Origin of the sequence: Janthinobacterium lividum (assembly GCF_011601275.1) — a bacterium.
Taxonomy (GTDB): Bacteria; Pseudomonadota; Gammaproteobacteria; order Burkholderiales; family Burkholderiaceae_D; genus Janthinobacterium; species Janthinobacterium lividum_E.
This window is the reverse complement of record NZ_JAAOLY010000001.1, coordinates 172,399-196,558: the sequence shown is the minus strand read 5'-3', so window position 1 is coordinate 196,558 and position 24,160 is coordinate 172,399. Positions and strand designations below refer to the sequence as shown.

Below are 24,160 nucleotides of genomic sequence, written 5' to 3'. Positions count from 1 at the left end.
AATGTGCGTGAAAAGATTGGTGAAAAGCGGCATAACTGCATGCCCCTGTTGTATTTTTGTAACGCGCGATTTTTGCCACTCGTGCGCCGATGGCCAGCGTTCTCCCATCGCCAGCGTAGCGGCGCCTTGCAATCTTGGCATGTCCGGGCCAGGACATTGTTGCGTTGAATCAAGTTCTTGAGTCCGCTTTGGCGGATTTATGACACAAGGACGTTACACTAAGGGAAGGCCTGCACTGATGGGCCTGGAGACGGCTTACTATTATTAGAATCATTGACTCAATATCGAGAATCGATGGCAAATCGCGAAACATTAGGATTGATCAAGGGCGCACGTGCTGGCGATGTAGCTTGCCAGCTGGCGTTGGGGCGGGTGTATCTGTTTGGCCAAGGGGTGCCGCAAAGCTTGCCGACCGCCTTGCACTGGCTGGCGCGGGCGGCCCAGGAGGATAGCCACGAAGCGTGCTTGCTGATAGGCGCCCACGTGCCTTTCGAAGTGGCGCAACCGGCAGCCAATGCGCTGATCCCCTATTACGCGCAAGCGTTCGATGCGGGTCTGGTGCAGGCGGGCCTGGTGCTGGCGCAACTGGTGCTGGGCAATGCCGCCAGTCACTGTGACGCCGTGCGCGCCAAGGCGCGCGTGGCGCTCGACGCCGCCGTGCGCGCCGGTTTGCCCGATGCGCAATGGTTGTTATCCCTGCAAGAAAAATCATCCGCGACACCGGGGCCCGACACCAGCGCCGCTGGCAAGCAAGCCATCGATGGCGACACGCCGCTGCACGCCTGGCTGGAGCAGGCGTGGAGCCAGGGCAACCATGCGGGCTTCCTGTCGCAAGGCTTGCTGCTGGCGCGCGAGCTGTTGCAGCGCCAGGCGGCGGCCGGTACGCGCACGATCGCCCTCGACGCGCAGCAGGTGCTGTTGCTGTCGCGTTGCGCCCAGGCATTGGCGCCCGGCGGCGATGCCGAGGGCTGGCAGTGCTGCGAGCTGGCCGCGCATGGCGGCGACCGCACGGCCCAGCTGGAGCTGGGACTCGGCTATGCGCGCATGGATGCGCACGGCCGGCGCCTGGCCACGCGCAATGGCGCGGCCAATTTCAAGCGTGCCGTGCGCTGGCTGACGCAGGCTGGCGAGCAGGGACTGGCCGAAGCCTGGTTCGTGCTGTCGCGAATTTATACGAAACCGGAATTTTCCCAGCGCAATGTGCTCGAGGCCCATTTCTGCCTGGAGCGTGCCGCCGACCTGGGGCATGGCCCGGCCCAGCTCGAGTGCGGCATGCATGCCTGGCGTAACCGCCGCGATGGCGTCAACAACGATGTGCGGGCTGCGTACTGGCTGCTGCAGGCGCAGGCGCAAGGCAGCAGTGAAGCGGAAGCGGCGCTGGCGAAAATCGCGCCGCAAGGCGAGCCCGGCGACTGGGGCCAGTGCACCGCCATGCGCGCCGATGGGCATTTGCGCCAGCTGGGCCAGAACCATCCCCTGCTGGCGGCGCGCCTGGCGCTGGCGCGCTGCTTTCATCTGTCGCGTGCCGAGGCGCTGCTGCTCGATATCCATGCGGCCGACCAGGGCCATTGCCTGCTGATCGATATCAGCGCCACGCATGGGCGCGGCAAGCGGCGCCTGGTGCTGATCCGCACGGCGCAGGAGCGCCAGCTGCTCGACCAGGTGGTGCGTTTGTTCGAGCGCGTCGATTGCGGCGTGGCGGGGCCGGAAGGCAATTACCGGCAGCGTCTGTACCGCCTGAAGTGCTACCTGGCGGAGCTCGACGCCACGCAGGAACAGCAGTTCCTGGCGGCATGATGCAGCGTTGATTACAGCTCGATCGTGCCTTCGAACACGGTCACGGCCGGGCCCGTCATCAGCACGGGATGGCCGGGACCTTGCCAGGCGATCGACAGTTCGCCGCCGCGCGCGCTGATGCGCACGGGGGAATCGAGCAAGCCTCGACGGATGCCGGCCACGGCGGCGGCGCAGGCGCCCGTGCCGCACGCCAGGGTTTCGCCCGCGCCCCGCTCAAACACGCGCAGTTTCACGTGCTGGCGGTCGACGATCTGCATGTAGCCGGCATTGACCCTGCGGGGAAAGCGCGGGTGGTGCTCGATGCGCGGGCCCGTCACTTCCAGGTCTTGCGCGTCGACATCGTCGACCACTTGTACGGCATGCGGGTTGCCCATCGACACGACGGACACCAGCACGGGCGCCGTGTGACCCGGCAGCGCCAGGTCCAGCGGCCACAGCAGATCACTGCCCTCCGTCACGCCGTCCAGTCCCGCCGCATCGAACGGCACCAGCGCGGGCTCGAGCACGGGCGCGCCCATGTCGACCGTGATGCTGCCGTCGAGTTCCAGGCGGGGCGCGATGACGCCGGCCATGGTTTCCACGCGGATGCTGGCCTTGTCGGATAAGCCTTTTTCGCTGACGAACTTGACGAAGGCGCGCGCGCCGTTGCCGCATTGCTCGACTTCGCCGCCATCGTTGTTATAGATGCGGTAGCGGAAGTCGCAGCCGGGCAGGCGCGGTTTTTCCACGACGAGGATCTGGTCGGCGCCGATGCCGAAACGGCGGTCGGCCAAACGCTGCCACTGGGCTGGCGTGAAATCGATATCCTGGTTGATGGCGTCGATGACGATGAAGTCATTGCCGGCGCCATGCATCTTGGTAAATTGCAGTTTCATGTTCTGGCGTTTCATTTTTGCTGGTTATAGAACGAGGCTTCGCCTTCCGGGCGCGTCTTGAAGCGTTTATGCGTCCAGAAATACTCGGCCGGCGCTTCGCGCACGCGCTCCTCGATGAACTCGTTCATGCGGCGCGTGGCGGCCGTGATGTCGTCGCCCGGATAATCGTCCCACGCCGGATAGTATGTCACTTGCCAGCCCTGGTAGTTGGGCAGGAAGGTGGCGATGACGGGAATGACCTGCGCCTTGGCGGCCAGCGCCAGGCGCGCCGTGGCCGTCAGGGTGGCGGCGGGCACACCGAAGAAGGGCACGAATTCCGCATCCTTTTCGCCGAAATCCATGTCTGGCAGCATGAAATACGGCAAGCCGTCGCGCAGCGCGCGCAAAATCGTCTTGATGCCGTCCTGGCGCGTAAACAGCTTGGGCGGCTTGAAGCGCGAACGACCGTTGCGCAGGGCCTGGTCGAAGGCGGCGTTCTTTTGCTGCACATACATCGACGAGGCGGAAATTTCCATGGCCGTGGCGGCGCCGGCCACGTCGAGGCAGACAAAGTGCGGGCACAGCAGGATGGTCGGCTTGGCCGCGATCTGCTGGCCCGGGAAGGCGGGCACCTTCTTGATCAGGCGGTTCAGGCGTGCTTCCGACGACCACCACAGGATGCTGCGTTCCCACACGCTGCGCGAATACGCCTGGAAATGCTGGCGCGCCAGGGCCACGCGCTGTTGCTCCGTCAATTCCGGCATGCACAGGCGCAGATTCGTCAGGGCGATCCTGCGCCGCGTGGGCATGGCGATGAAGAGCAGGCTGCCGACGGCCACGCCGAAGCGGCCGAGGATGGGTAAAGGCAGCCAGTGCAGCAGCCACATGAAGGCGATCAGCAGTCTCATGCCTGCTCCCCGGCGGCATCGGGTGTCGCAGGTGTGGGCGGCGGTGCGCCGCGCGGTACTTTATAGCGGTTGTAGCTCCACAGGTATTGCGCCGGGCTGCGCGCGATCAATTGCTCCATGGCCGCATTGATGGTGCGCGCCTGCTCGGCCGAAGTGCTGTCGAGCGACTCGGTGAACGGCACGAAATGCACGACATAGCCGCGCCCGCCCGGCAGGCGTTCGGCGTAGGTGATGATGACTTCGGCGCCGCCCATCTGCGCCAGCTTGGCCGGCAGGGTCATGGTGTAGGCGGGGCGGCCGAAGAAATCGGCCCACACGCCTTCGCCTTCCTGCGGCACTTGGTCGGGCAGCAGGCCGATGGGCTGGCCCTTTTTCAGGCATTTGGCAAAGATGCGCACGCCCGACATATTGGCTGGCGCCAGCATCAGGTTTTCGCGCGCACGGGCGCCTTCGATCAGCGGTTTCAATGCGGCGCGCTTGGGCGGGCGGTACATCACGGTGAGCGGCGTGCGCAGCGCGATTTGCTGGGCGACGATTTCAAAGCAACCCAGGTGCGGCGTCAGGAAGACGATGCCGCGGCCGTGCTGCAGGGCTTTTTCCACCAGTTCCCAGTTTTCCACCGTCGCATGGCGCGCCACGCGCTCGGCCGGCGCGCACCAGATGAAGGGCAGTTCCAGCACACTCTTGCCCGCTTCGGCCACGGCCGTGTGCAAGTGTTGCGAAAACCCCGCACCCTGCATGTTCTCGCGCATGCGGCGCCGGTAGGACGGGGAAATGGCGTAAATCACCCAGCCGAGCGCGGCACCCAGGCCATGCAGGACGGGCAGGGGAAAGATGGACAAGAAGCGGAAAATTGGGACTAACATGTATAAGCGGTTTCCAGGAATGGCGTGTTGCTGTGCCAAAATTTTTTAAGAAGCGTAAAATACCACGTATGCAGTAACCGCTGAGTTAATAGACAACTTGCGAAGCGGAATATAAATATCGCTAAAGCGTCGCAGGCAAAATCCTCTTTACTGCGACAGAACATTCACATAGTAAACAGGAGCTTGCAATGTCAAACGACTATCTCTTCACTTCCGAATCCGTTTCGGAAGGCCATCCCGACAAGGTTGCCGATCAAATTTCCGACGCCATCCTTGACGCCATCCTGACCCAGGATCCAGCCGCCCGCGTGGCTGCCGAAACCCTGTGCAACACGGGTCTGGTGGTGCTGGCTGGCGAGATTACCACGCATGCCAATGTGGATTATATTCAAGTTGCGCGCGAAACCATCAAACGCATCGGCTACGACAACACGGAATACGGCATCGACTACAAGGGTTGCGCCGTGCTCGTGGCCTATGACAAGCAATCGCCGGACATCGCGCAAGGCGTCGATGAAGGCGCGGGTATTGACCTGGATCAAGGCGCTGGCGATCAGGGCCTGATGTTCGGTTATGCCTGCGATGAAACGGCCGAGCTGATGCCTGCCGCCATCCACTACGCGCACCGCCTGGTCGAGCGCCAGTCGCAGCTGCGCAAGGATGGCCGTTTGCCATGGCTGCGTCCGGATGCGAAATCGCAAGTGACCCTGCGCTACGTCGATGGCCGTCCCGTCGGCGTGCACACCGTCGTGCTGTCGACCCAGCACGCGCCGGAAATCTCGCACAAGCAGATCGAAGAAGCCGTCATCGAGGAAATCATCAAGCCCATCCTGCCGCGCGAATGGCTGACGGAGACCAAATTCCTCGTCAACCCGACGGGCCGTTTCGTCATCGGCGGTCCGCAAGGCGATTGCGGCTTGACCGGCCGCAAGATCATCGTCGACACCTACGGTGGCGCAGCCCCGCACGGCGGCGGCGCGTTCTCGGGCAAGGACCCGTCGAAAGTCGACCGTTCGGCAGCCTACGCGGCCCGTTACGTGGCGAAAAACATCGTCGCGGCCGGCCTGGCGCGCCAATGCCAGGTGCAGGTCAGCTACGCCATCGGCGTGGCCAAGCCGATCAACATCACCGTCTACACGGAAGGCACGGGCGTGATTCCGGATACGGAAATCGCCAAGCTGGTGCTGGCGCACTTCGACTTGCGTCCAAAAGGCATCGTGCAAATGCTCGACCTGCTGCGCCCGATCTACCAGAAGAGCGCCGCCTACGGCCATTTCGGCCGAGAAGAGCCGGAATTTACGTGGGAACGCACGGACAAGGTCGCACTGCTGCGCGACGCCGCCGGCCTGAAGTAATCTAGTCAGACTTGCAAGAAAAGCGCCCCGGCCTGCTGGCCGTAGGCGCTTTTTTTATGTGTTGTTACATGGCAATACGTGGCGAACAGGCTGGCGCGGCGCCCTTGACAATGTTAAAATCCCCCGTCCGAGGAGCGTTGCGACGAAGAAATTCGCCAGGCTCGGAATATCCTGCAACTGCGCTCACGTACCTTTTTCAACTGAAAGGAGGGCGTGATGAACGCCGTACTCAAATCGCAACACGACTACACCATCGCCGATATCACCTTGGCCGCATGGGGCGACAAAGAAATCAAGATTGCTGAAACGGAAATGCCTGGCCTGATGGCCATCCGCGAAGAATTCGCGGCAGCGCAGCCTTTGAAAGGCGCGCGCATCACCGGTTCCATCCACATGACCATCCAGACCGCCGTGCTGATCCAGACCCTGGAAGCACTGGGCGCGCAAGTGCGTTGGGCATCGTGCAACATTTACTCGACGCAAGACCACGCCGCCGCCGCCATCGCTGCCGCCGGCACGCCTGTGTTCGCCGTCAAGGGCGAGTCGCTGGACGACTACTGGGAATACACGCACCGCATCTTCGAATGGCCGAACGTGGACGGCAAGGCTGTCTATTCGAACATGATTCTCGACGATGGCGGCGACGCCACCCTGCTGCTGCACCTGGGCGTGCGCGCGGAAACCGACCTGTCGGTGCTGGCCAACCCCGGTTCGGACGAAGAAATCTGCCTGTTCAACTCGATCAAGAAACACTTGCTGGCCGACCCGACCTGGTACTCGAAGCGTCTGCCGGAAATCCTCGGCGTGACGGAAGAAACGACGACCGGTGTGCACCGCTTGTACCAGATGCACAAGGAAGGCAAGCTGGCTTTCCCTGCGATCAACGTGAACGATTCCGTCACAAAATCGAAATTCGATAACCTGTACGGCTGCCGCGAGTCCCTGGTCGACGGCATCAAGCGCGCCACCGACGTGATGATCGCCGGCAAAGTCGCCGTCATCGCCGGTTACGGTGATGTCGGCAAGGGTTCCGCGCAAGCCATGCGCGCCCTGTCGGCGCAAGTATGGGTGACGGAAGTCGATCCGATCTGCGCACTGCAGGCGGCGATGGAAGGCTACCGCGTCGTGACCATGGATTACGCCTGCGAACACGGCGATATCTTTGTCACTTGCACGGGCAACTACCACATCCTCACGCACGATCACCTGACGCGCATGAAAGACCAGGCCATCGTCTGCAACATTGGTCACTTCGACAATGAAATCGACGTCGCTTCGTTGAAACAATACGAGTGGGAAAACATCAAGCCGCAAGTCGACCACATCATCTTCCCGTCGGGCCGCCGCATCATCCTGCTGGCCGAAGGCCGTCTGGTCAACCTCGGTTGCGGTACGGGCCACCCGTCGTACGTGATGAGCTCGTCGTTCGCCAACCAGACGATCGCCCAGATCGAACTGTACGCAAACACGGCCAACTACCCGGTCGGCGTGTACACCCTGCCAAAACACCTGGACGAAAAAGTCGCCCGCCTGCAACTCAAAAAGTTGAATGCGCAGCTGACGGAACTGACGCAAGAGCAAGCCGACTACATTGGCGTGCGCACGGAAGGTCCATACAAGCCAGAGCACTACCGTTATTAAGATGGTTGCCTCATGAACCTACTGCGCTTGTCGGCTACGCCGCGCATCCGCTCGCTACGGTTCCTGAGGCAACAAGACTGATCGGTCTATCTTTTGTGCCGGCTGTTGCCGGCCTGACTTTCTTTGACAGGCTAGAGAAATGCGCTTGCTACTGATTTGGTTTATCAATGCGGCAGCCCTGTTTGCCGTCCCTTACCTGATGCACTCGGTGACGATGAGCAGCGGCTGGACCGCGCTGCTGGCCGCTGCCGTGCTGGGGCTGGTCAATGCGCTGATCCGTCCTTTGCTGATCCTGCTGACCCTGCCCGTGACGTTCTTGTCGCTGGGCCTGTTCATTCTGATCATCAATGGCTTCCTGTTCTGGCTCGTGGCACAGGTGATCGATGGTTTCCATGTCGCCAGTTTCTGGTCTGCCGTGGGTGGCGCCATTTTGTACAGCATCATTTCCTGGGCCCTGTCGACCTTACTTTTGAGTAATGACGATGGAAAAGCATAATTTCAGTATTGAGTTTTTCCCGCCGAAAACCCCGGAAGGGGCGGAAAAGCTGCGCGCCACACGTGTCAAGTTGTCTGAGTTGCATCCGAAGTATTTCTCCGTGACCTTTGGCGCCGGTGGCACCACGCAGCAGGGTACCCTGGACACCGTGCGCGAGATCCTGGCGGCCGGCGAACAGGCCGCACCGCACCTGTCTTGCGTTGGTGGCTCGCGCGAATCGATCCGCGCCGTGCTGGCTGACTTCAAGGCGGCCGGCGTGAAGCGTATCGTGGCCTTGCGCGGCGACTTGCCCAGCGGCTATGGCGCTTCGGGCGAGTTCCGTTACGCCAACGAGCTGGTGGAATTCATCCGCGCCGAGACGGGCGACCATTTTCATATCGAAGTGGCCGCCTATCCGGAAGTGCACCCGCAAGCCCGTTCGCCGCAGGACGACTTGAACGCGTTCGCGCGCAAGGTGCAGGCTGGCGCCAATGCCGCCATCACCCAGTACTTCTACAATGCCGACGCGTATTTCCAGTTTGTCGAGCAGACGCAGAAGATGGGCATCAACGTGCCCATCGTGGCCGGCATCATGCCGATCACGAACTACACGCAGCTGATGCGCTTTTCGGACATGTGCGGCGCGGAAATTCCACGCTGGGTGCGTCTGAAACTGGCCAGCTTCGGCGACGACAGCGCGTCCATCAAGGCCTTTGGCCTGGACGTGGTGACGGGCTTGTGCGAACGCCTGCTGGAAGGCGGCGCGCCAGGCTTGCATTTCTATAGCATGAACCAGGCGGCGCCCACGACCGCACTGTGGCATCGCCTGGTGAAGTAAACCGTCCTGTTTCGTCAGTACAGGTCGCCCTCGGTCATGATGTGATCGAGGGCGATGTCGTATTCGCCGTTGGGAAAGCTGGTCGCCAGGCACGCATAGGCGATGCCCACCGTGCGCGGACGCGACGTAGCCGCCAGGGTACGGTCGTAATAGCCGCCGCCATAGCCGAGCCGGTAACGTTCCTCATTGAATCCCAGGCAGGGCACCAACAGGGTGGCGGGCGCCGGGCACAGGCGCAACCGGGCCGGCACGGCCACGCCCATGCCATCCTTGACCATGGGCTCGCCCGGCGTCCAGTCACTAAATGCCAGCGGCGCATGCTTTTCCAGCACCACCGGCAAGCTTAATTGCACGCCGCGCGCGGCCAGCTGCGCATACGCGTCGTGCAAGTCCGGCTCGCCATGCAGGGGCCAGTACACGCCCAGTTCCTTGACATTTTCCTGCGCGCACCAGTCCAGCAGGCGCTGCGCGATGGCCGCATCCCACCCTGCGCGCATGGCATCGGGCAGGGCGCGCCGGGCCGCCAGCAAGGCTTTGCGCAAGCCGGCTTTTTCCTGTGGCGCAATGGGTGGCCGTGTAGCCGGATCGCATGTTATTCTAGGGTCGCTATTCATATCACCATCAAGTTAAGATTGAGAGTCGTACATTGATTTCCCCACTGAAATGGATTGCCGGCACGATGCTGTGTGTTGCATCGGCCTTGTCTCCCCTGGCCGCCCTGGCCCAGGTATCGACCACCGTATCCCCAGCCGCCCCCGACACGCGCAGCGAGGACGATGCCTTCCTGCTGCTGCGCGACGCCGCGCGCAAGGATGACGTCGAAAAAGCCGACTTTTATGCGGGGCGCCTGACGAATTACCAGATTCCATCGTATGTTGACTATTATCGGCTGAAACCGCGCATCAAACTGCTGACCGAGGCGCAATTTCGCGATTACCTGAACCGCTACAAGGGCAGCGCCATCGCCGACCGTTTCCGCAACGACTGGCTGCTGGAGCTGGGCCGCAAGCGCGACTGGGTCGTGTTCGATGAACAATACCCGCAATTCGCCCTCGACGACGACACCCAGCTCAAGTGCTACGCGCTGATGTCGCGCGCGGCCAAGGGGCAGAACGTGGCGGCCGAGGCGCGCAACTTGCTGGTGTCTCCGCCCGGCTATGGCGAAGCGTGCGGCAGCCTGATCGCGGTATTGGCGCAAAACGGCCAGTTCGACACGAACGACCTGTGGGCGCAGATCCGCCTGGCGGGCCAGACCAACGCCACGGGCCCGGCGCGCCGCATCGCGCTGCTGCTGGGCGCGTCCGACGCGAAGATGGCGCAGGCGATCGATTTGCCGGCGCTGGTGCTGGCCAAGGGACCGGGTCTGAGTCGCGCCGACCACGAGATGTACCTGGTGGCTGTCGGCCGCATGGCGAAAAGCACCTTGAAGCTGGGCGTGGTGGCCCTGCAAAAGGCCAGTGCGCAGCTGACGGCGCAGGAACAGGCCATCGGCTGGGCCAGCCTGGCCCTGCAAGCGTCGTATTCGCTGGCGCCGGAAGCATTCGAATATTGGCAAAAAACCAATGGTGCGCCATTGACCCAGGAACAGATGCAGTGGAAGGCGCGTATCGCCTTGCGCGAAGGCAACTGGCCATTGGTCAAGGCCGCCATCCAGGCCATGCCGGCGTCCCTGCGTGCCGATCCCACCTGGGTGTACTGGCTGGCGCGCGCGCAGCAGGCGGAAACACCGGGCCGTCCGAACGCGCAGGCGGACGCCCTGTACCGCACGATTTCCGAGCAATCGAATTTCTATGGCTTGCTGGCCAATGAAGAGCTGGGCAACCACCTGGTGCTGCCGCCGCCGGGCCAGCCCATCACGCCGGCGGAAATCGCCACCATGGCCGCCAATCCGGGCTTGCAGCGGGCCTTGAAATTCTTCAACATGCGCTTGCGCTTCGAAGGCACGCGCGAGTGGAACTGGGAGTTGCGTTCGATGACGGATCGCCAGCATCTGGCGGCTGCGGAATTTGCGCGCCAGAACAATGTGCTCGACCGCATGGTCAACACTTCGGACCGCACGCGCCTGGAAGTGGACTATACGCAGCGCTATCCGACGCCGCACGACGACGTCATGCATCCGGCCACGCAAACCCTGGGTCTCGACAAAGCCTGGGTGTACGGCCTGATCCGCCAGGAATCGCGCTTCATCATGGATGCGCAGTCGCACGTGGGTGCGTCCGGCCTGATGCAGGTGATGCCGTCGACGGCCCGTTATGTGGCCAAGAAGATCGGTTTGACGGATTTCGTCACGGAAACCTTGAGCGACGTGCGCACCAACGTCTTGCTGGGTACGAATTACCTGAACATGGTGCTTGGCGGTCTCGACGGTTCGCAAGTGCTGGCCAGCGCCGCCTATAACGCGGGACCGGGGCGCTTGCGCATCTGGCGCGCCACCATGACCCGTCCGCTGGAAGGCGCCGTCTTTGCCGAGATCATTCCGTATACGGAAACGCGCGGCTACGTGAAAAACGTGATGGCCAACGCCACGTATTACGCGGCCCTGTTCGAGAAGAGCCCGCAGTCGCTGAAGGCGCGCCTGGGCACCGTCGGGCCGAAAAACAGCGCCATCGCGGCCGACTTGCCATCATCCAACTAAAGATAGCCGACCATGCAAACGACCATCCTTGATCCCAGCCTGACGCAAACCCTGGCCGCCGCGCGCGAGCCGGGCCTGACCCTCATCATCGGCAACAAGAATTACTCATCATGGTCGATGCGACCGTGGGTGGCCATGACGGCGTTCGGCATCCCGTTCCAGGAAGTGCGCGTGCTGCTCGATCAAAGCGATACGGCGACGAAAATTGCCGAGTATTCGGCCTGCGGCCGGGTCCCCGTGCTGCTGGCGGGCGAAATCACGATCTGGGACAGCCTGGCCATCTGCGAATACCTGGCCGAGCAGTTTCCCGATAAGCACATGTGGCCGCAAGACGTGGCCGCGCGCGCCATGGCGCGTTGTGTCTGCGCGGAAATGCATTCCGGTTTCACGGGCTTGCGCACGGACATGTCGATGAATATCAGGGCGAAGTTGCCGGGACGGGGCCGCACGGCCGCCGCGCAGGCCGACATCGGCCGCATCAGCGAAATCTGGGAAGAATGTTTATCGCGCTTTGGCCACCACCAGTTCCTGTTTGGCGACTTTTCCATCGCCGATGCGTATTTCGCCCCCGTCGTCATGCGTTTCCGTACCTATGGCGTGAGTTTGGCGCCGGCGCTGAACGCGTATTGCGAGCGCGTGCAGGCGCACCCGGCCGTGGCCCGCTGGATCGCGGAAGCGCTGGCGGAAACGGAAACGGCACCCAAGCACGACGCGGAATTGCCTGACTAAGAAAAGAGCGTTATGAAGATATACACGGTCGGTGGCGCGGTGCGCGACCAACTGCTGGGCTTGCCCGTGAAAGACCGCGATTACGTCGTCGTCGGCGCCACGCCGGATGACATGCTGCGCCAGGGCTTCCGGCCCGTCGGCAAGGATTTTCCCGTCTTCCTGCACCCGAAGACGCAGGAAGAGTACGCGCTGGCCCGTACGGAACGCAAGACGGCCCCCGGCTACCGGGGCTTTGTCTTCCACACGGCGCCCGACGTTACCCTCGAAGACGACCTGGTGCGGCGCGATCTGACCATCAACGCCATTGCGCAAGCCGAAGATGGCAGCCTGACGGACCCGTTCGGCGGCATCGAGGATATCCAGAACAAAGTGTTTCGCCACGTCTCCCATGCGTTTGGCGAAGACCCCGTGCGCATCTTGCGCCTGGCCCGCTTTGCCGCCCGCTTCGACGGGTTTACGGTGGCACCGGTCACCATGGCCCTCATGCGTCAAATGGTGCTGGACGGCGAAGTCGACGCGCTGGTGGCCGAGCGCGTATGGCAGGAAGTGGCCAAGGGATTGATGGAAAGCCACCCGTCGCGCATGTTGACGGTGTTGCAGGAATGCGGCGCGCTGGCGCGCATCCTGCCGGAGCTGATAATCAACGAACATTTGCTGCACGTGATCGACAGCGCGGCGGGCGCAGGCCACGCACTGTGCGTGCGCTTTGCTGTGCTGATGCTGGCCGTGCCGCTTGAGCAGATCAACGCGCTCAGCGAGCGCCTGCGCGTGCCCAACGATTGCCGCGAGCTGGCCGTGATGGCGGCGCGCGAGCAGGTCGCCGTCGCCGGTGCGCTGGCCTTGAACGCCGGGGAACTGGTGCGCTTGTGCGAACGCTGCGACGGACTGCGCAAGCCGCAGCGCTTCGTGCAGATGCTGGACGCCATCGCCTGCAATGTGCAAGCCCAGGATACGGCGTTCCCGCAGTCCGCCTGGCTGCAAGCCATGCTGGCGGCCGTGCGCGGCGTCGATGCGGGCGCGTTGGCACAAGCTTGCGCACACGAACCGAAGCGCATTCCCGAGCTCATCCATGCAGCGCGGGTCGAGGCCGTCACGAACGCGATCAGCAGCACGGAGCTGCCATGACCCTGCCCAAATTGTTCCAGAACCCGTTTCGCCGCTGGCTCAGCCGTAGCGACGGCGGGCGTCCGACCGTGCTCGTCAAGCAATTGCATGAGCGCGACCGGCGCCGCATGATGAAGCATTTCCTGTCGCTCGAGAAAAGTGACCGCCTGCTGCGCTTCGGCAGCGCCTTGCCCGATGAGCTCGTCGCCCAGTACGTGCAAAAGATGGATTTCTCGCGCGACATGGTCTACGGCGTCTATAACAGCCTGTTCAAGCTGGTGGGCGTGGGGCATCTGGCGTTCGCGCCGAAGGACAAGTCGCCGGCGAAAAGCGTCGTGACGGACAAGGAGCAGGTGGCCGAGTTTGGCGTGTCCGTGTCGAAATCCATGCGCGGCATGGGCGTGGGGTCGAAACTGTTCGAGCGGGCGGCAATTCACTGCCGCAACAACGATGTCGATACCCTGTACATGCATTGTCTGTCGTCCAACAAGACGATGATGCATATCGCCAAGAAGGCGGGCATGGAAATCCAGCGCGACTATGGTGAAGCCGATGCATATCTGAAACTGTTGCCGCCGAATCCGAGCAGCATGTTGCAAGAAGCCGTGCAGGAGCAGTTCGCCATGTTCGACTACACGTTCAAGGCGAATGCGCGCGCCGCCAGCAAATTGTTCGAGCGCTTGCCGGGCCGCAAGAAGAAGCCCGGGCCGCCGTCACCGCCGTCACAGTAAGGGCAGGGCCGTCGTATCCTTGATGCGCTGCAAGGCGAAGCTTGATTTCACGTCCAGCACGGCCGGGTGGCGCAGCAGGGTCGCCATCATGAAGCGCGAGAAATGCTCCATGTCTTCCACGTGCACGCGCAGCAGATAATCCATTTCACCCGTCATCGCGTAGCAGGCCACCACTTCCGGCCATTGCGCCACGGCCACGGCGAAGTCGGCGCGCGGCGACGTGTTCGTCACCAGATTCGGCGCCAGCACGCGCGCCGTGCTGTGGGCATGGGCGGAGGCGTCGCTGTGCTTTTCCAGCCGCACGTTGACGTAGGCGAGCAAGCCCAGTCCGATCTTTTCCGGGTCCAGCAGGGCCACGTACTGGCGGATCACGCCCGCTTCTTCCAGCCGTTTGACGCGGCGCAAGCATGGCGACGGCGACAGGCTGACCTGCTCGGCCACATCCTGGTTCGACAGGCGGCCATCGGCCTGCAGGACGGCGAGGATCTTGCGATCCGTTTTATCCAGCGTAATTTTGCTCATGCTTCCTCCGGTGGTTCTTGTTTCACGCAATATTATTGCGCAAATCATGATTGTTCGGGAGATCTTTGGCATTTAATGCCCACAGACCGCGCCTATACTGTGCGCTACTTCTAGGAGGAGACATCATGCAATTTCAGCCTTGGGATAACCCGATGGGTACCGATGGTTTCGAGTTCGTCGAGTATGCAGCACCAGACCCAAAAGCATTGGGCAAGCTGTTCGAGAACATGGGATTCACGGCCATCGCGCGCCACCGCCACAAGGATGTGACCCTGTACCGTCAGGGCGACATCAATTTCATCATCAATGCCGAACAAGATTCGTTCGCGCAGCGTTTTGCCCGCCATCACGGCCCGTCCGTGTGCGCCATCGCCATCCGCGTCGACGACGCGGCCTTCGTGTACCGCCGCGCGCTGGAACTGGGTGCCTGGGGTTTTGACAATAAAACCGGCCCGATGGAGCTGAATATCCCCGCCATCAAGGGCGTGGGCGATTCCCTGCTGTACTTCGTCGACCGCTGGCGCGGCAAGGGCGCCGACAAGGAAAACGCCGCGGCGCCAGGCGGCATCGGCGACATCAGCATCTATGACGTCGATTTCGTCGCCATTCCCGGCGCCGTCGCCAACCCGGTCGGCCATGGCCTGACGTATATCGACCACCTGACGCACAATGTGCACCGTGGCCGCATGAAGGAGTGGGCCGGTTTCTATGAAAACCTGTTCAACTTCCGCGAAGTGCGCTACTTCGACATCGAAGGCAAGCATACTGGTCTGAAGTCGAAAGCCATGACTTCGCCGTGCGGCAAGATCCGCATCCCGATCAATGAATCGTCGGACGACAAGTCGCAGATCGCCGAATACCTGGACCAGTACCACGGCGAAGGCATCCAGCATATCGCGCTGGGTACGGACGATATCTACTCTTCCGTGCAAGGCATGCGCGATACGGGTATCGATTTCCAGGACACGATTGAAACTTACTATGAGCTGGTCAACCGCCGCCTGCCGAACCATGGCGAGCAGCTGGAAGAACTGCGCCGTTTGCGCATCCTGATCGATGGCCACAGTACGGAAAGCGAACGCGAACTGCTGCTGCAAATCTTCACGCAGACGGTGATCGGCCCGATCTTCTTCGAGATCATCCAGCGCAAGGGCGACCAGGGCTTCGGCGAAGGCAATTTCCGCGCGCTGTTCGAATCGATCGAGCTGGACCAGATCAAGCGCGGCGTGCTGAAAGATACGAGCGCGGCGTAAGCCGACTCATGCCCGCGATGTCGGATTACGCTGCGCTAATCCGACCTACAGCTGGGGCCAGTAATGTAGGTCGGGTTAGCCAGAATGGCGTAACCCGACATGCCCGCAAAAAGAAGCACTAAAAAGCAGCAAAAAGTACAAACACGGGAGTGCAGTGCAGCAAAGAACTGCGCGCCTTCCTGTGGTAGTCTACGACAAACAAGTCATTTTTCCGCACCGGCATTGCCCACAAGGCGCGGCCGGTACGTGTGAGTTCAACCGACTTTGCACGCGTAGCACAGAGAATAATGGAGACAAGTAATGAATGCACCAATCAAGGGCTCGAGTCTTGAGCCGGGCGCGCACGCGTCCGAGATTTCCCTGAACGACAAATACACCTTGGAGCGTGGCCGCGCCTTCATGACGGGCACGCAAGCGCTGATCCGCCTGCCCATGCTGCAGCGCGAGCGCGACCTGAAGGCGGGCCTGAATACGGCCGGCTACATCACCGGTTACCGCGGTTCGCCTGTGACGTCCGTTGACATGACGGCGATCAAGGCCAAGAAATACCTCGACGAACACCACGTCAAATTTCACCCGGGCCTGAACGAAGACCTGGCCGCCACGGCCGTCTGGGGCACGCAGCAAACGAACTTGTTCGAAGACGCGAAATACGATGGCGTGTTCGGCATGTGGTATGGCAAGGGCCCCGGCGTCGACCGCTGCGGCGACGTGTTCAAGCACGCCAATAACGCCGGTTCCGCCAAGCATGGCGGCGTGCTGGTGCTGGCCGGCGACGACCATGCGGCGAAATCCTCGTCCACGGCGCACCAGTCCGACCATATCCTGAACGCCTGCGGCATTCCCGTGCTGTACCCGTCGTCGGTGCAGGAATACATCGACTACGGCTTGCATGCGTGGGCCATGAGCCGCTACACGGGCCTGTGGGTGTCGATGAAATGCGTGACCGATATCATCGAGTCGGGCGCCGCCGTCGATTTCGATCCTGACCGCGTGCAGATCACCTTGCCGCTTGACTTCGAGATGCCGGCCGGCGGCTTGAACATCCGCTGGCCCGATACGGTGCTGGAGCAGGAAGTGCGCATGAACAGCTATAAATGGTATGCGGCGCTGGCCTATGCGCGTGCCAACAAGCTCAATAAAATCATCTGGGACAGCCCGAAAGCGCGCATCGGCATCATCACGGCCGGCAAATCGTACCTGGACACGCGCCAGGCGCTGGCCGACCTCGGCATCGACGAGCAGACGGCGTCCGACATCGGCATCCGCCTGTACAAGATCGGCATGACCTGGCCGCTGGAAGCGGACGGCGTGCACGAATTCGCCAAGGGTCTCGACGAGATCCTCGTGGTGGAAGAAAAGCGGCAAATCCTCGAATACGCGCTGAAGGAAGAACTGTACAACCTGAAGGATGGCGAGCGTCCGCGCGTGGTCGGCAAGTTCGACGACACGGGCGAATGGAGCAACCAGAAGGGCACCGGTCACGGCGACTGGCTGCTGCCGGCAACCTATGAACTGAACCCGGCCATGATCGCGCGCGCCATTGCCAGCCGCATTTCGCGCTATTACGCGGGCCACCCGGTCGAGCAGCGCGTGAAGGAACGCATCGCCTACCTGGAAGCCAAAGAGAATGTGCTGAAAGCGATCAGCGTGAAACCCGATCCGCAAAAGGACCGCACGCCATTCTTCTGCTCCGGCTGCCCGCACAACAGTTCCACGAAAGTGCCGGAAGGCTCGCGCGCGCTGGCCGGCATCGGCTGCCATTACATGGTGCTGTGGATGGACCGCGAAACGTCGACGTTTACCCACATGGGCGCCGAAGGCGTGACCTGGGTCGGCCAGGCGCCGTTCACCAATGAAAAGCACGTGTTTACCAACCTGGGCGACGGCACGTATTTCCACTCGGGCATCCTGGCCATCCGCGCGGCCGTCTCGGCCAAGGTGAACATCACGTATAAAATTCTGTTCAACGATGCGGTCGCCATGACGGGCGGCCAGGAATTCGACGGTCCGCTATCGCCGGCCATTATCTCTCGCCAGATCGCCGCCGAAGGCGTCGGCCCGATTATTGTCGTCACCGACGAACCGGAAAAATATCCGTCCGACTACGCCTGGGCGGAAGGCGTCACCGTGCGCCATCGTTCGGAACTGATGGACGTGCAGCGCGAACTGCGCGACATGCCGGGCGTATCGGCCATGATCTACGACCAGACCTGCGCCTCGGAAAAACGCCGCCGCCGGAAACGCAATGAATACCCGGACCCGGCCAAGCGCGCCGTTATCAACGAGGCCGTCTGCGAAGGCTGCGGCGACTGTTCCGTGCAATCGAACTGCCTGTCGGTGGAACCGCTGGAAACGGAACTGGGGCGCAAGCGCCAGATCAACCAGTCGTCCTGCAACAAGGATTTCTCGTGCACGACGGGTTTCTGCCCCAGTTTCGTGACGGTGGAAGGCGGCGGCTTGAAAAAGCCGAAGAAGGCTGCTGCCGCCGACAAGGACGCGCCAGCCGCGCCGGCCTTGCCGACGCCGCAGATTCCTTCGACGGCCGAGCCGTTCGGCATTTTAGTGACCGGCATTGGCGGCACGGGTGTCGTCACGGTCGGCCAGATCCTGGCCATGGCGGCTCACGTGGAAGGCAAGGGCTGTTCCGTGCTGGACATGAGCGGCCTGGCGCAAAAGGGCGGCCCTGTCATGTCGCACGTGCGTCTGGCGGACCGCCAGGAAGATATCCATTCGACGCGCGTCGGCACGGGTGCGGCCGACCTGGTGATCGGCTGCGATCTGATCGTCACGGCCAGCCGCGATGCACTGTCGCGCATGGGAGAAGGCCGCAGCTGGGCCATGATCAACTCGACCAGCTCGTCGACGGCCGCCTTCGTGAAAAACCCGGACTGGCAATTCCCGGGCGCTTCCGCACGCATGGAAATTGAAAAGGCTTGCGGCAGCGACCATGTGGACTTCATCGACGCGGGCCAGATCGCCACGGCGCTGATGGGCGACTCGATCGCCACGAACATGTTCATGCTTGGCTACGCCTGGCAAAAGGGCAAAGTGCCACTCAGCGAAGCTGCCATCATGAAAGCCATCGACTTGAACAACGTCTCGGTGGCGTTCAACAAGGCGGCCTTCAACTGGGGCCGCGCCGGTGCGCATGACGCGGCCAGCCTGGTGCGCATGACAACACCAGCCAAGGTGGTGGAATTCAAGCGCATCGACACGCTCGACGACATCATCGAAAAACGGGTGGCCCTGCTGACGGCCTACCAGGACCGCGCCTATGCGCAGCAGTACATCGATTTCGTCGGCCAGGTACGCGCCGCCGAAAGCGCCCTGAATGGCCCGCACTTGCGCCTGACGGAAGCCGTGGCCCGCTACTTTTACAAGCTGATGGCCTACAAGGACGAGTACGAAGTGGCGCGCCTGTACACGGACGGCGCCTTCCAGGCGAAGATCGCCGCCATGTTCGAAGGCGACATCAAGCTCAAGTTCCACCTGGCGCCGCCGATCATGGCGAAAACGGATGCCCAGGGCCATCTGGTGAAGAAGGAATTCGGCCCGTGGATGATGAAGGCGTTCGGCGTGCTGGCCAAGTTCAAGGGCTTGCGCGGCACGGCGTTCGACATCTTCGGCCACACGGCCGAGCGCAAGATGGAGCGCGCGCTGATTCTTGAATACCGCGCGACGGTGGGCGGCTTGCTGCCGAAACTGACGACGGCCAAGCTGGCGCAAGCCGTGGCCATCGCCAGCATCCCGGAAGACATCCGCGGCTATGGCCACGTGAAGGAGCGTCATTTGAAGGCGGCGAAAGAGAAGGAAGCCAGTTTGCTGATCGCCTTCAACGCGCCGACGCCGCTGCCGCCCGTCGTGGCAGCCCCCGTGGCGGCCACCGTGGCGTAACGGTTTGAGAATGACCTTGTAGCAATGGCGCCTGCGGGCGCCATTTTTTTGTGTCAAAGAAAACAACGCTTGCCAGCAAAACGCATTATAATTTTTCGATAATTTCTTCTTGGAAAGTTTCTCATGCATTCCCTGCGCCTGCGTTGCCTCGTTGTTTCCCTCGGATTCGTGTTGAGTGCCTGCGGCGGCGGAGGAGGCAGCAGCAGCGACAGCGCGCCCGTCGTGCCGCCCGTGACGCCAACCGGGCCGACCGGGGCGACGGCGCTGGTCGCTTCCTCCACGGTCGCGAACCGTTGCGAGGCGCCGCGCAGCGGCAGCAGCATCGACAAGCCGGGCACCTTGCTCAATGAGCAGACGTGGGTGCGCAGCTGGATCGATGAAACGTATCTGTGGTACCGCGAAGTGCCGACCACGTATCTGCCGCAAAGCTTCACTACGGCCAAGGCGTATTTCGATGTGCTGAAAACAACGGCCACGACGGCGTCCGGCAAGCCGAAGGACCAGTTCCACTTCACCTATACGACGGCCGAATGGGAAGCTTCGCTCAACGGCGTGGAGCTCGGCTACGGCATGCTGCTGGCCGTCACGCAGACGACGCCGCCTCGCAAGGCGGTGATCTCGATCGTCGAACCGGGTTCGCCGGCCGCACTGGCGGGCTTGCGGCGCGGCGACCTGCTGCAAACGGTCGATGGCGTCGATTTCATCAATGCCCCCGATACGGCCAGCGTGAAGATCCTCAACGCCGGCCTGTTCCCCACGGCGCAGGGCACGCACACGCTGGGCTTCAGCCGCAGCGGCGCGCCCCTGTCCGTGAGCCTGGCGGCGGTGGACGTGGCCACCAGCGCCGTGCAGAACGAGCGCATCATCGACACGCCCACGGGCAAGGTGGGCTACCTGACTTTCAATACCCACAATAACGTGGCCGAACGCCAGCTGGTCGAGACCATGCGCCGCTTCCAGGCGGCCGGCATCAGCGACCTGGTGCTTGACGTGCGCTACAACGGTGGCGGCTACCTCGATGTCGCCAGCGAGCTCGCCTACATGATTGCCGGTCCGCAAGTCACCACCGGCAAGACCTTCGAGCAGGTGCTGGCCAATGACAAGACGCGGCCGGAAGCGCCCGTGCCATTCCATGCGCAAAGCCAGGGCTTTGCCGGGCCGAACCCCCTGCCCAAGGGGACGCTGCTGCCTTCGCTGGACCTCAAGCGCGTGACCTTGCTGACCACGGGCAATACCTGCTCGGCCAGCGAAGCCATCATCAACGGCTTGCGCGGCGTGGATGTGCAGGTCAACCTGATCGGCGGCACGACGTGCGGCAAGCCCTACGGTTTCTATCCCACGCCCAATTGCGGCACCACGTATTTCGCCGTGCAGTTCCAGGGCGTCAACGCCAAGGGCTTTGGCGACTTTGCCGATGGCATGGCGCCGACCTGCGAGGTAATGGACGATTACCAGAACCAGCTGGGCGATCCGGCCGAAGGCATGCTGGCGGCGGCGTTGCGCTACCGCAGCAGCGGCAGCTGTAGCCCGGCCACGGGCGCGATCAGGCTGTTGAGTTCTATCGAGAGTCCGGCCGACACGGCTGCGCGGCTGCTGCGTCCTGCCTACAAGGAAATTGCTGTCTTGAAACGCTAAAGCCCCATTGTGCTGCCCTTCCCGGGTGAAGGAGGGGGGGGCTTTCTGCTCAGAAATCTTTCTATATAACAATTTTGGTATATAGAAAGATGAATCCATTCGTTTTGTAATTACTGGCATTTTGATATCTTTCGCCTTCTCCCTAACCTTGAGAAGCGCAAAGATGCCTATACAATTCAAGTTACCACCGCTCACCGTAGCCGTACTGGCCATCCTGGGCGGTTCCGCATGGCAGGCGCACGCGCAAACGCAAGCGCCCGCAGCGGATCAGCAGCCGGCGGCCACCCCGCCAGCCGTCGTGGTCACCGGTTCGCGGATTCCCCGCGCCAGCCTGGAAGGACCATCGTCCGTCACCATCCTGACGGGGGATGAAATCACCAAGCAAGGATACAAGAACGTCTTCGATGCGCTGACCAACCAGGTACAGAACAGCGGTTTTACGCAAGGCGAGGATTTCGGCAACACGTTCACGCCGTCGGCCAATACCATCAGCCTGCGCGGCCTCGGCCCGAACCACACCCTGATCCTGCTCAATGGCCGCCGCCTGGCCGACTTCCCCGTCGCCTACGAAGGCACGGTCAACTTCACCAACCTGGCGAATATCCCGTCGAGCATTGTCGACCGCATCGAGATCCTCAACGGCGGCGCCTCGGCCATCTATGGTTCCGACGCCATCGCCGGCGTGGTCAATGTGATCCTGAAAAAGCAGACGGAAGGTTTCGATATCAACGTCAAGGCGGGCGGCACCACGCGTGGCGGCGCCGGCAACCAGCGCGTGCAGCTGACGGGGGGCGGTAATTTCGACAAGCTGCATACCTTGTTCAGCGTGGAGCTGAGCCAGCGCGATCCGCTGTCGAGCCTGCAGCGCGATTTCATGGCCACCCGCTCGGGCACGCCGACGAACATCGCCTCGCGCCGCGTGGTACAGGCCGGCACCTCCGGCAGCTACGTGGACCTGGGCGACACCTGCAACCAGTTCGGCGACTTGTTCGGCGGCAGCGTCGTCAAGTACCAGGCGAAGAACGGCAGCTATTGCGCCAGCCCGAAAGTGGGCCCCACTTACTGGACCACGCAAACCAAGAACCGCAGCCAGAACGTCTTCGGCAGCGCCAACTATGAGCTGTCGCCGGAAACGACCCTGTTCGCCGACTTCCTGATCGGCAAGAACTCGACCGAGAACAATACGCGCGGCCCGACGTGGACGTCGTCGTCGACGGGCAGCAGCTATTTCCGCAACCAGAACACGAATCGCTACGAAGCGTGGACGCGCTATATCTCGCCCGAGGAAATGGGCGGCGTGGAGCGCTACAACCGCAAGTGGGACGACCTGGCCACCGCCATCTCGCTGGGCGCCAAGGGCCGCATTCCCGGCACGTCCTCCTGGCAGTATGAAGCGAACTACAACGCCTCGGTGTACAAGAGCGAAAGCCACACGCCGCGCGCGCTGGCCAATATCGACAGCTTCTTCCTGGGCCCGAAACTGGGTACCGACACCGCCGGCGTGCCGATCTACGCACCTGACCCGGCCCGCTTGTCGCGCCGCGTGACGGCGGCCGAATTCGACAACATCACGGGCAATTCCGACAGCGACGACAAGGCCTGGACGAATACCCTGAGTCTGGCGACGAATGGCGACCTGTTCCAGCTGCCCGCTGGCCTGGCGAAGATCGCCACCATCGCCGAATTGGGCAAGCAGGGCTTCAGCAATGTGCCCGATGCGCGCCTGAACGACGGCTACTTCAACGTCGCCACCAAGTCCGATATCACGGCCGGCACGCGTACCCGCTATGCGCTGGGCGCCGAGATCAACCTGCCGCTGCACGAGAAGCTCACCGGTACCCTGGCCGGTCGTTACGACCGCTACAGCTTTGCCGGCCGCCATGAAGGCAAGTTCACCTACAACGGCGGCCTGGAACTGCGTCCCGCGCCGGAGCTGCTGTTCCGCGCCAACTACGCCACCAGCTTCCGCGCGCCGGACATGAACTACATCTACAAGGCGCGCGGCACCGGTTACTACTCGAGCACCACCGATTACTACCGCTGCGGCGCCGCCGGCCAAAGCATCGACAAGTGCGAATTCGCAAACAAGTCGCCGGGCGCCGACTATGTGCAGAATGGCAGCCGCGACCTGCAGTCGGAAAAAGGCAAGTCCTTCGGCGTGGGCGCCGTCTGGTCGCCAAGTTCCAATTTCGACGTCTCCGTCGATTACTGGAACATCAAGATCGACGACCTCGTGACGAACCTGAGCGCCGACAAGATCCTGCGCGACGAAGCCGATTGCCGCCTGGGCAAGTTCGACATCAATTCGCCTACCTGCGCCGATACCCTGGGCCGCGTCGAGCGTTTCGCGGCCAATGCCCTGAACCGCGCCGGCGAGATCAAGACCATCACCGTCAATCCGATCAACGCGGCCAAGCAGAGCAGCAGCGGCATCGACATCAGCGTCAAGTATTTGCTGCGCACGGCGGACTATGGCCGCTTCGCCTTCAAGGCCAATTACGCCAAGGTGTTGAGCAATAAATCGCAGCAATTTGCCGGCGACGAAGAGATCGACGAACTCAAATCGCTGAACAATACGGATTGGCGCGACAAGCTGAATCTGAGCGTCAACTGGGCTGCGGGCGACTGGTCGAATACTTTGCTGGTCAGCCGCTACAGCAAGATCCCGAACGGCGGCGGCACCGGCTACCTGACGCCGACGGCGCTGGCCAACATCAGCACCGTGTACCGCATCAACGACCGCGCCACCTTGTCGCTGATCGTCAACAACGTGTTCGACAAGATCAAGCGCGACGACAGCGGCGGCTGGCCGTACTACCCGGTGGGCAGCTACAGCCCGCAGGGTCGCCAGGGTTGGGTCGAATTCAACTACCATTTCGGTTCGTAATTCACGCTTGCCAGAGCAAGGCCGGAGCAGCAG

The 24,160-nt window shown here is 62.3% G+C and carries 18 protein-coding genes and 1 riboswitch; of the genes, 13 read left to right on the top strand and 5 right to left on the bottom strand.

What is annotated here, in order from left to right; genetic code table 11:
• The first annotated feature begins 294 nt into the window (after nucleotides 1-294).
• Nucleotides 295-1,797, top strand: a complete 1,503-nt coding sequence (locus GYK42_RS00875) for a tetratricopeptide repeat protein (RefSeq protein ID WP_166445973.1) — start codon at nucleotides 295-297, stop codon at nucleotides 1,795-1,797.
• Nucleotides 1,798-1,808: 11 nt separating this feature from the next.
• Here GYK42_RS00875 and dapF read toward each other — a convergent pair whose 3' ends face one another.
• From dapF to GYK42_RS00860, 3 genes are read right to left on the bottom strand one after another with little or no spacing between them, the layout of a single operon-like run.
• Nucleotides 1,809-2,672, bottom strand: a complete 864-nt coding sequence (dapF, locus tag GYK42_RS00870) for a diaminopimelate epimerase (protein WP_166445972.1) — start codon at nucleotides 2,670-2,672, stop codon at nucleotides 1,809-1,811.
• An 11-nt stretch (nucleotides 2,673-2,683) separates the two neighbouring features.
• The gene (locus tag GYK42_RS00865) at nucleotides 2,684-3,559 is read right to left on the bottom strand and encodes a lipid A biosynthesis acyltransferase (RefSeq protein WP_166445971.1); all 876 of its coding nucleotides are present in this window, start codon (nucleotides 3,557-3,559) and stop codon (nucleotides 2,684-2,686) included.
• Entirely contained in the window at nucleotides 3,556-4,425 is an 870-nt protein-coding gene (locus GYK42_RS00860; protein WP_166445970.1) for a lysophospholipid acyltransferase family protein, read from the bottom strand. The genes GYK42_RS00865 and GYK42_RS00860 overlap by 4 nt, the downstream gene beginning before the upstream one ends.
• A gap of 188 nt (nucleotides 4,426-4,613) precedes the next feature.
• On the opposite strand from GYK42_RS00860, the gene metK reads away from it, so the two are divergent.
• From metK to metF, 4 genes are all read left to right on the top strand, one after another.
• A complete protein-coding gene (metK, locus tag GYK42_RS00855) occupies nucleotides 4,614-5,780 on the top strand; it encodes a methionine adenosyltransferase (protein ID WP_076565088.1) in 1,167 nt (388 codons plus the stop codon).
• A gap of 123 nt (nucleotides 5,781-5,903) precedes the next feature.
• Nucleotides 5,904-5,972, top strand: a riboswitch (S-adenosyl-L-homocysteine riboswitch).
• 24 nt (nucleotides 5,973-5,996) lie between these two features.
• Nucleotides 5,997-7,421 (top strand): adenosylhomocysteinase, encoded by a 1,425-nt coding sequence (gene ahcY, locus GYK42_RS00850; RefSeq protein WP_092713571.1) that lies wholly within the window; start codon nucleotides 5,997-5,999, stop codon nucleotides 7,419-7,421.
• A 139-nt stretch (nucleotides 7,422-7,560) separates the two neighbouring features.
• On the top strand, nucleotides 7,561-7,917 hold the full coding sequence (locus GYK42_RS00845) for a phage holin family protein (RefSeq protein ID WP_034783534.1): 357 nt from the start codon (nucleotides 7,561-7,563) through the stop codon (nucleotides 7,915-7,917).
• Nucleotides 7,904-8,734 carry a methylenetetrahydrofolate reductase [NAD(P)H] gene (gene metF, locus GYK42_RS00840; protein WP_166445969.1) on the top strand — a complete coding sequence of 277 codons (831 nt, stop codon included), beginning with the start codon at nucleotides 7,904-7,906 and terminating at the stop codon, nucleotides 8,732-8,734. The genes GYK42_RS00845 and metF overlap by 14 nt, the downstream gene beginning before the upstream one ends.
• A gap of 14 nt (nucleotides 8,735-8,748) precedes the next feature.
• Here the strand turns inward: metF and GYK42_RS00835 are convergent, their stop codons facing one another.
• A complete protein-coding gene (locus tag GYK42_RS00835) occupies nucleotides 8,749-9,276 on the bottom strand; it encodes a 5-formyltetrahydrofolate cyclo-ligase (protein WP_240943360.1) in 528 nt (175 codons plus the stop codon).
• A gap of 104 nt (nucleotides 9,277-9,380) precedes the next feature.
• Between GYK42_RS00835 and GYK42_RS00830 the strand changes: the two genes are divergently transcribed.
• From GYK42_RS00830 to GYK42_RS00815, 4 genes are read left to right on the top strand one after another with little or no spacing between them, the layout of a single operon-like run.
• Complete coding sequence (locus GYK42_RS00830; protein ID WP_166445967.1) at nucleotides 9,381-11,369, top strand: lytic transglycosylase domain-containing protein; 1,989 nt, start codon at nucleotides 9,381-9,383, stop codon at nucleotides 11,367-11,369.
• 12 nt (nucleotides 11,370-11,381) lie between these two features.
• Nucleotides 11,382-12,098: a glutathione S-transferase family protein gene (locus GYK42_RS00825; RefSeq protein ID WP_166445966.1), complete on the top strand. Its 717-nt coding sequence runs from the start codon at nucleotides 11,382-11,384 to the stop codon at nucleotides 12,096-12,098.
• A 12-nt stretch (nucleotides 12,099-12,110) separates the two neighbouring features.
• Entirely contained in the window at nucleotides 12,111-13,223 is a 1,113-nt protein-coding gene (locus GYK42_RS00820) for a multifunctional CCA tRNA nucleotidyl transferase/2'3'-cyclic phosphodiesterase/2'nucleotidase/phosphatase (protein ID WP_166445965.1), read from the top strand.
• Nucleotides 13,220-13,933 (top strand): GNAT family N-acetyltransferase, encoded by a 714-nt coding sequence (locus GYK42_RS00815; RefSeq protein WP_166445964.1) that lies wholly within the window; start codon nucleotides 13,220-13,222, stop codon nucleotides 13,931-13,933. The genes GYK42_RS00820 and GYK42_RS00815 overlap by 4 nt, the downstream gene beginning before the upstream one ends.
• Here GYK42_RS00815 and GYK42_RS00810 read toward each other — a convergent pair.
• Nucleotides 13,925-14,455, bottom strand: coding sequence for an Lrp/AsnC family transcriptional regulator (locus tag GYK42_RS00810; RefSeq protein WP_035823904.1), 531 nt, complete (start codon nucleotides 14,453-14,455; stop codon nucleotides 13,925-13,927). The two genes, GYK42_RS00815 and GYK42_RS00810, sit on opposite strands and share 9 nt — an antisense overlap.
• Before the next feature lie 125 nt (nucleotides 14,456-14,580).
• Between GYK42_RS00810 and hppD the strand changes: the two genes are divergently transcribed.
• The 4 genes from hppD (at nucleotide 14,581) to GYK42_RS00790 (ending at nucleotide 24,127) form a co-directional block, all read left to right on the top strand.
• Nucleotides 14,581-15,708 carry a 4-hydroxyphenylpyruvate dioxygenase gene (hppD, locus tag GYK42_RS00805; protein ID WP_166445963.1) on the top strand — a complete coding sequence of 376 codons (1,128 nt, stop codon included), beginning with the start codon at nucleotides 14,581-14,583 and terminating at the stop codon, nucleotides 15,706-15,708.
• Between the two features lie 300 nt (nucleotides 15,709-16,008).
• Nucleotides 16,009-19,605, top strand: coding sequence for an indolepyruvate ferredoxin oxidoreductase family protein (locus tag GYK42_RS00800; RefSeq protein ID WP_166445962.1), 3,597 nt, complete (start codon nucleotides 16,009-16,011; stop codon nucleotides 19,603-19,605).
• Between the two features lie 123 nt (nucleotides 19,606-19,728).
• The gene (locus GYK42_RS00795; RefSeq protein WP_166445961.1) at nucleotides 19,729-21,240 is read left to right on the top strand and encodes a S41 family peptidase; all 1,512 of its coding nucleotides are present in this window, start codon (nucleotides 19,729-19,731) and stop codon (nucleotides 21,238-21,240) included.
• Nucleotides 21,241-21,403: 163 nt separating this feature from the next.
• Nucleotides 21,404-24,127 (top strand): TonB-dependent receptor plug domain-containing protein, encoded by a 2,724-nt coding sequence (locus GYK42_RS00790; protein ID WP_166445960.1) that lies wholly within the window; start codon nucleotides 21,404-21,406, stop codon nucleotides 24,125-24,127.
• Nucleotides 24,128-24,160 lie beyond the last annotated feature (33 nt).

Bases quoted from the DNA above. Each gene is read 5' to 3' on its own strand.
- GYK42_RS00875 (WP_166445973.1), top strand. From the start codon at position 295: ATGGCAAATCGCGAAACATTAGGATTGATCAAGGGCGCACGTGCTGGC.
- dapF (WP_166445972.1), bottom strand. From the start codon at position 2,672: ATGAAACTGCAATTTACCAAGATGCATGGCGCCGGCAATGACTTCATC.
- GYK42_RS00865 (WP_166445971.1), bottom strand. From the start codon at position 3,559: ATGAGACTGCTGATCGCCTTCATGTGGCTGCTGCACTGGCTGCCTTTA.
- GYK42_RS00860 (WP_166445970.1), bottom strand. From the start codon at position 4,425: ATGTTAGTCCCAATTTTCCGCTTCTTGTCCATCTTTCCCCTGCCCGTC.
- metK (WP_076565088.1), top strand. From the start codon at position 4,614: ATGTCAAACGACTATCTCTTCACTTCCGAATCCGTTTCGGAAGGCCAT.
- ahcY (WP_092713571.1), top strand. From the start codon at position 5,997: ATGAACGCCGTACTCAAATCGCAACACGACTACACCATCGCCGATATC.
- GYK42_RS00845 (WP_034783534.1), top strand. From the start codon at position 7,561: ATGCGCTTGCTACTGATTTGGTTTATCAATGCGGCAGCCCTGTTTGCC.
- metF (WP_166445969.1), top strand. From the start codon at position 7,904: ATGGAAAAGCATAATTTCAGTATTGAGTTTTTCCCGCCGAAAACCCCG.
- GYK42_RS00825 (WP_166445966.1), top strand. From the start codon at position 11,382: ATGCAAACGACCATCCTTGATCCCAGCCTGACGCAAACCCTGGCCGCC.
- GYK42_RS00820 (WP_166445965.1), top strand. From the start codon at position 12,111: ATGAAGATATACACGGTCGGTGGCGCGGTGCGCGACCAACTGCTGGGC.
- GYK42_RS00815 (WP_166445964.1), top strand. From the start codon at position 13,220: ATGACCCTGCCCAAATTGTTCCAGAACCCGTTTCGCCGCTGGCTCAGC.
- GYK42_RS00810 (WP_035823904.1), bottom strand. From the start codon at position 14,455: ATGAGCAAAATTACGCTGGATAAAACGGATCGCAAGATCCTCGCCGTC.
- hppD (WP_166445963.1), top strand. From the start codon at position 14,581: ATGCAATTTCAGCCTTGGGATAACCCGATGGGTACCGATGGTTTCGAG.
- GYK42_RS00800 (WP_166445962.1), top strand. From the start codon at position 16,009: ATGAATGCACCAATCAAGGGCTCGAGTCTTGAGCCGGGCGCGCACGCG.
- GYK42_RS00795 (WP_166445961.1), top strand. From the start codon at position 19,729: ATGCATTCCCTGCGCCTGCGTTGCCTCGTTGTTTCCCTCGGATTCGTG.
- GYK42_RS00790 (WP_166445960.1), top strand. From the start codon at position 21,404: ATGCCTATACAATTCAAGTTACCACCGCTCACCGTAGCCGTACTGGCC.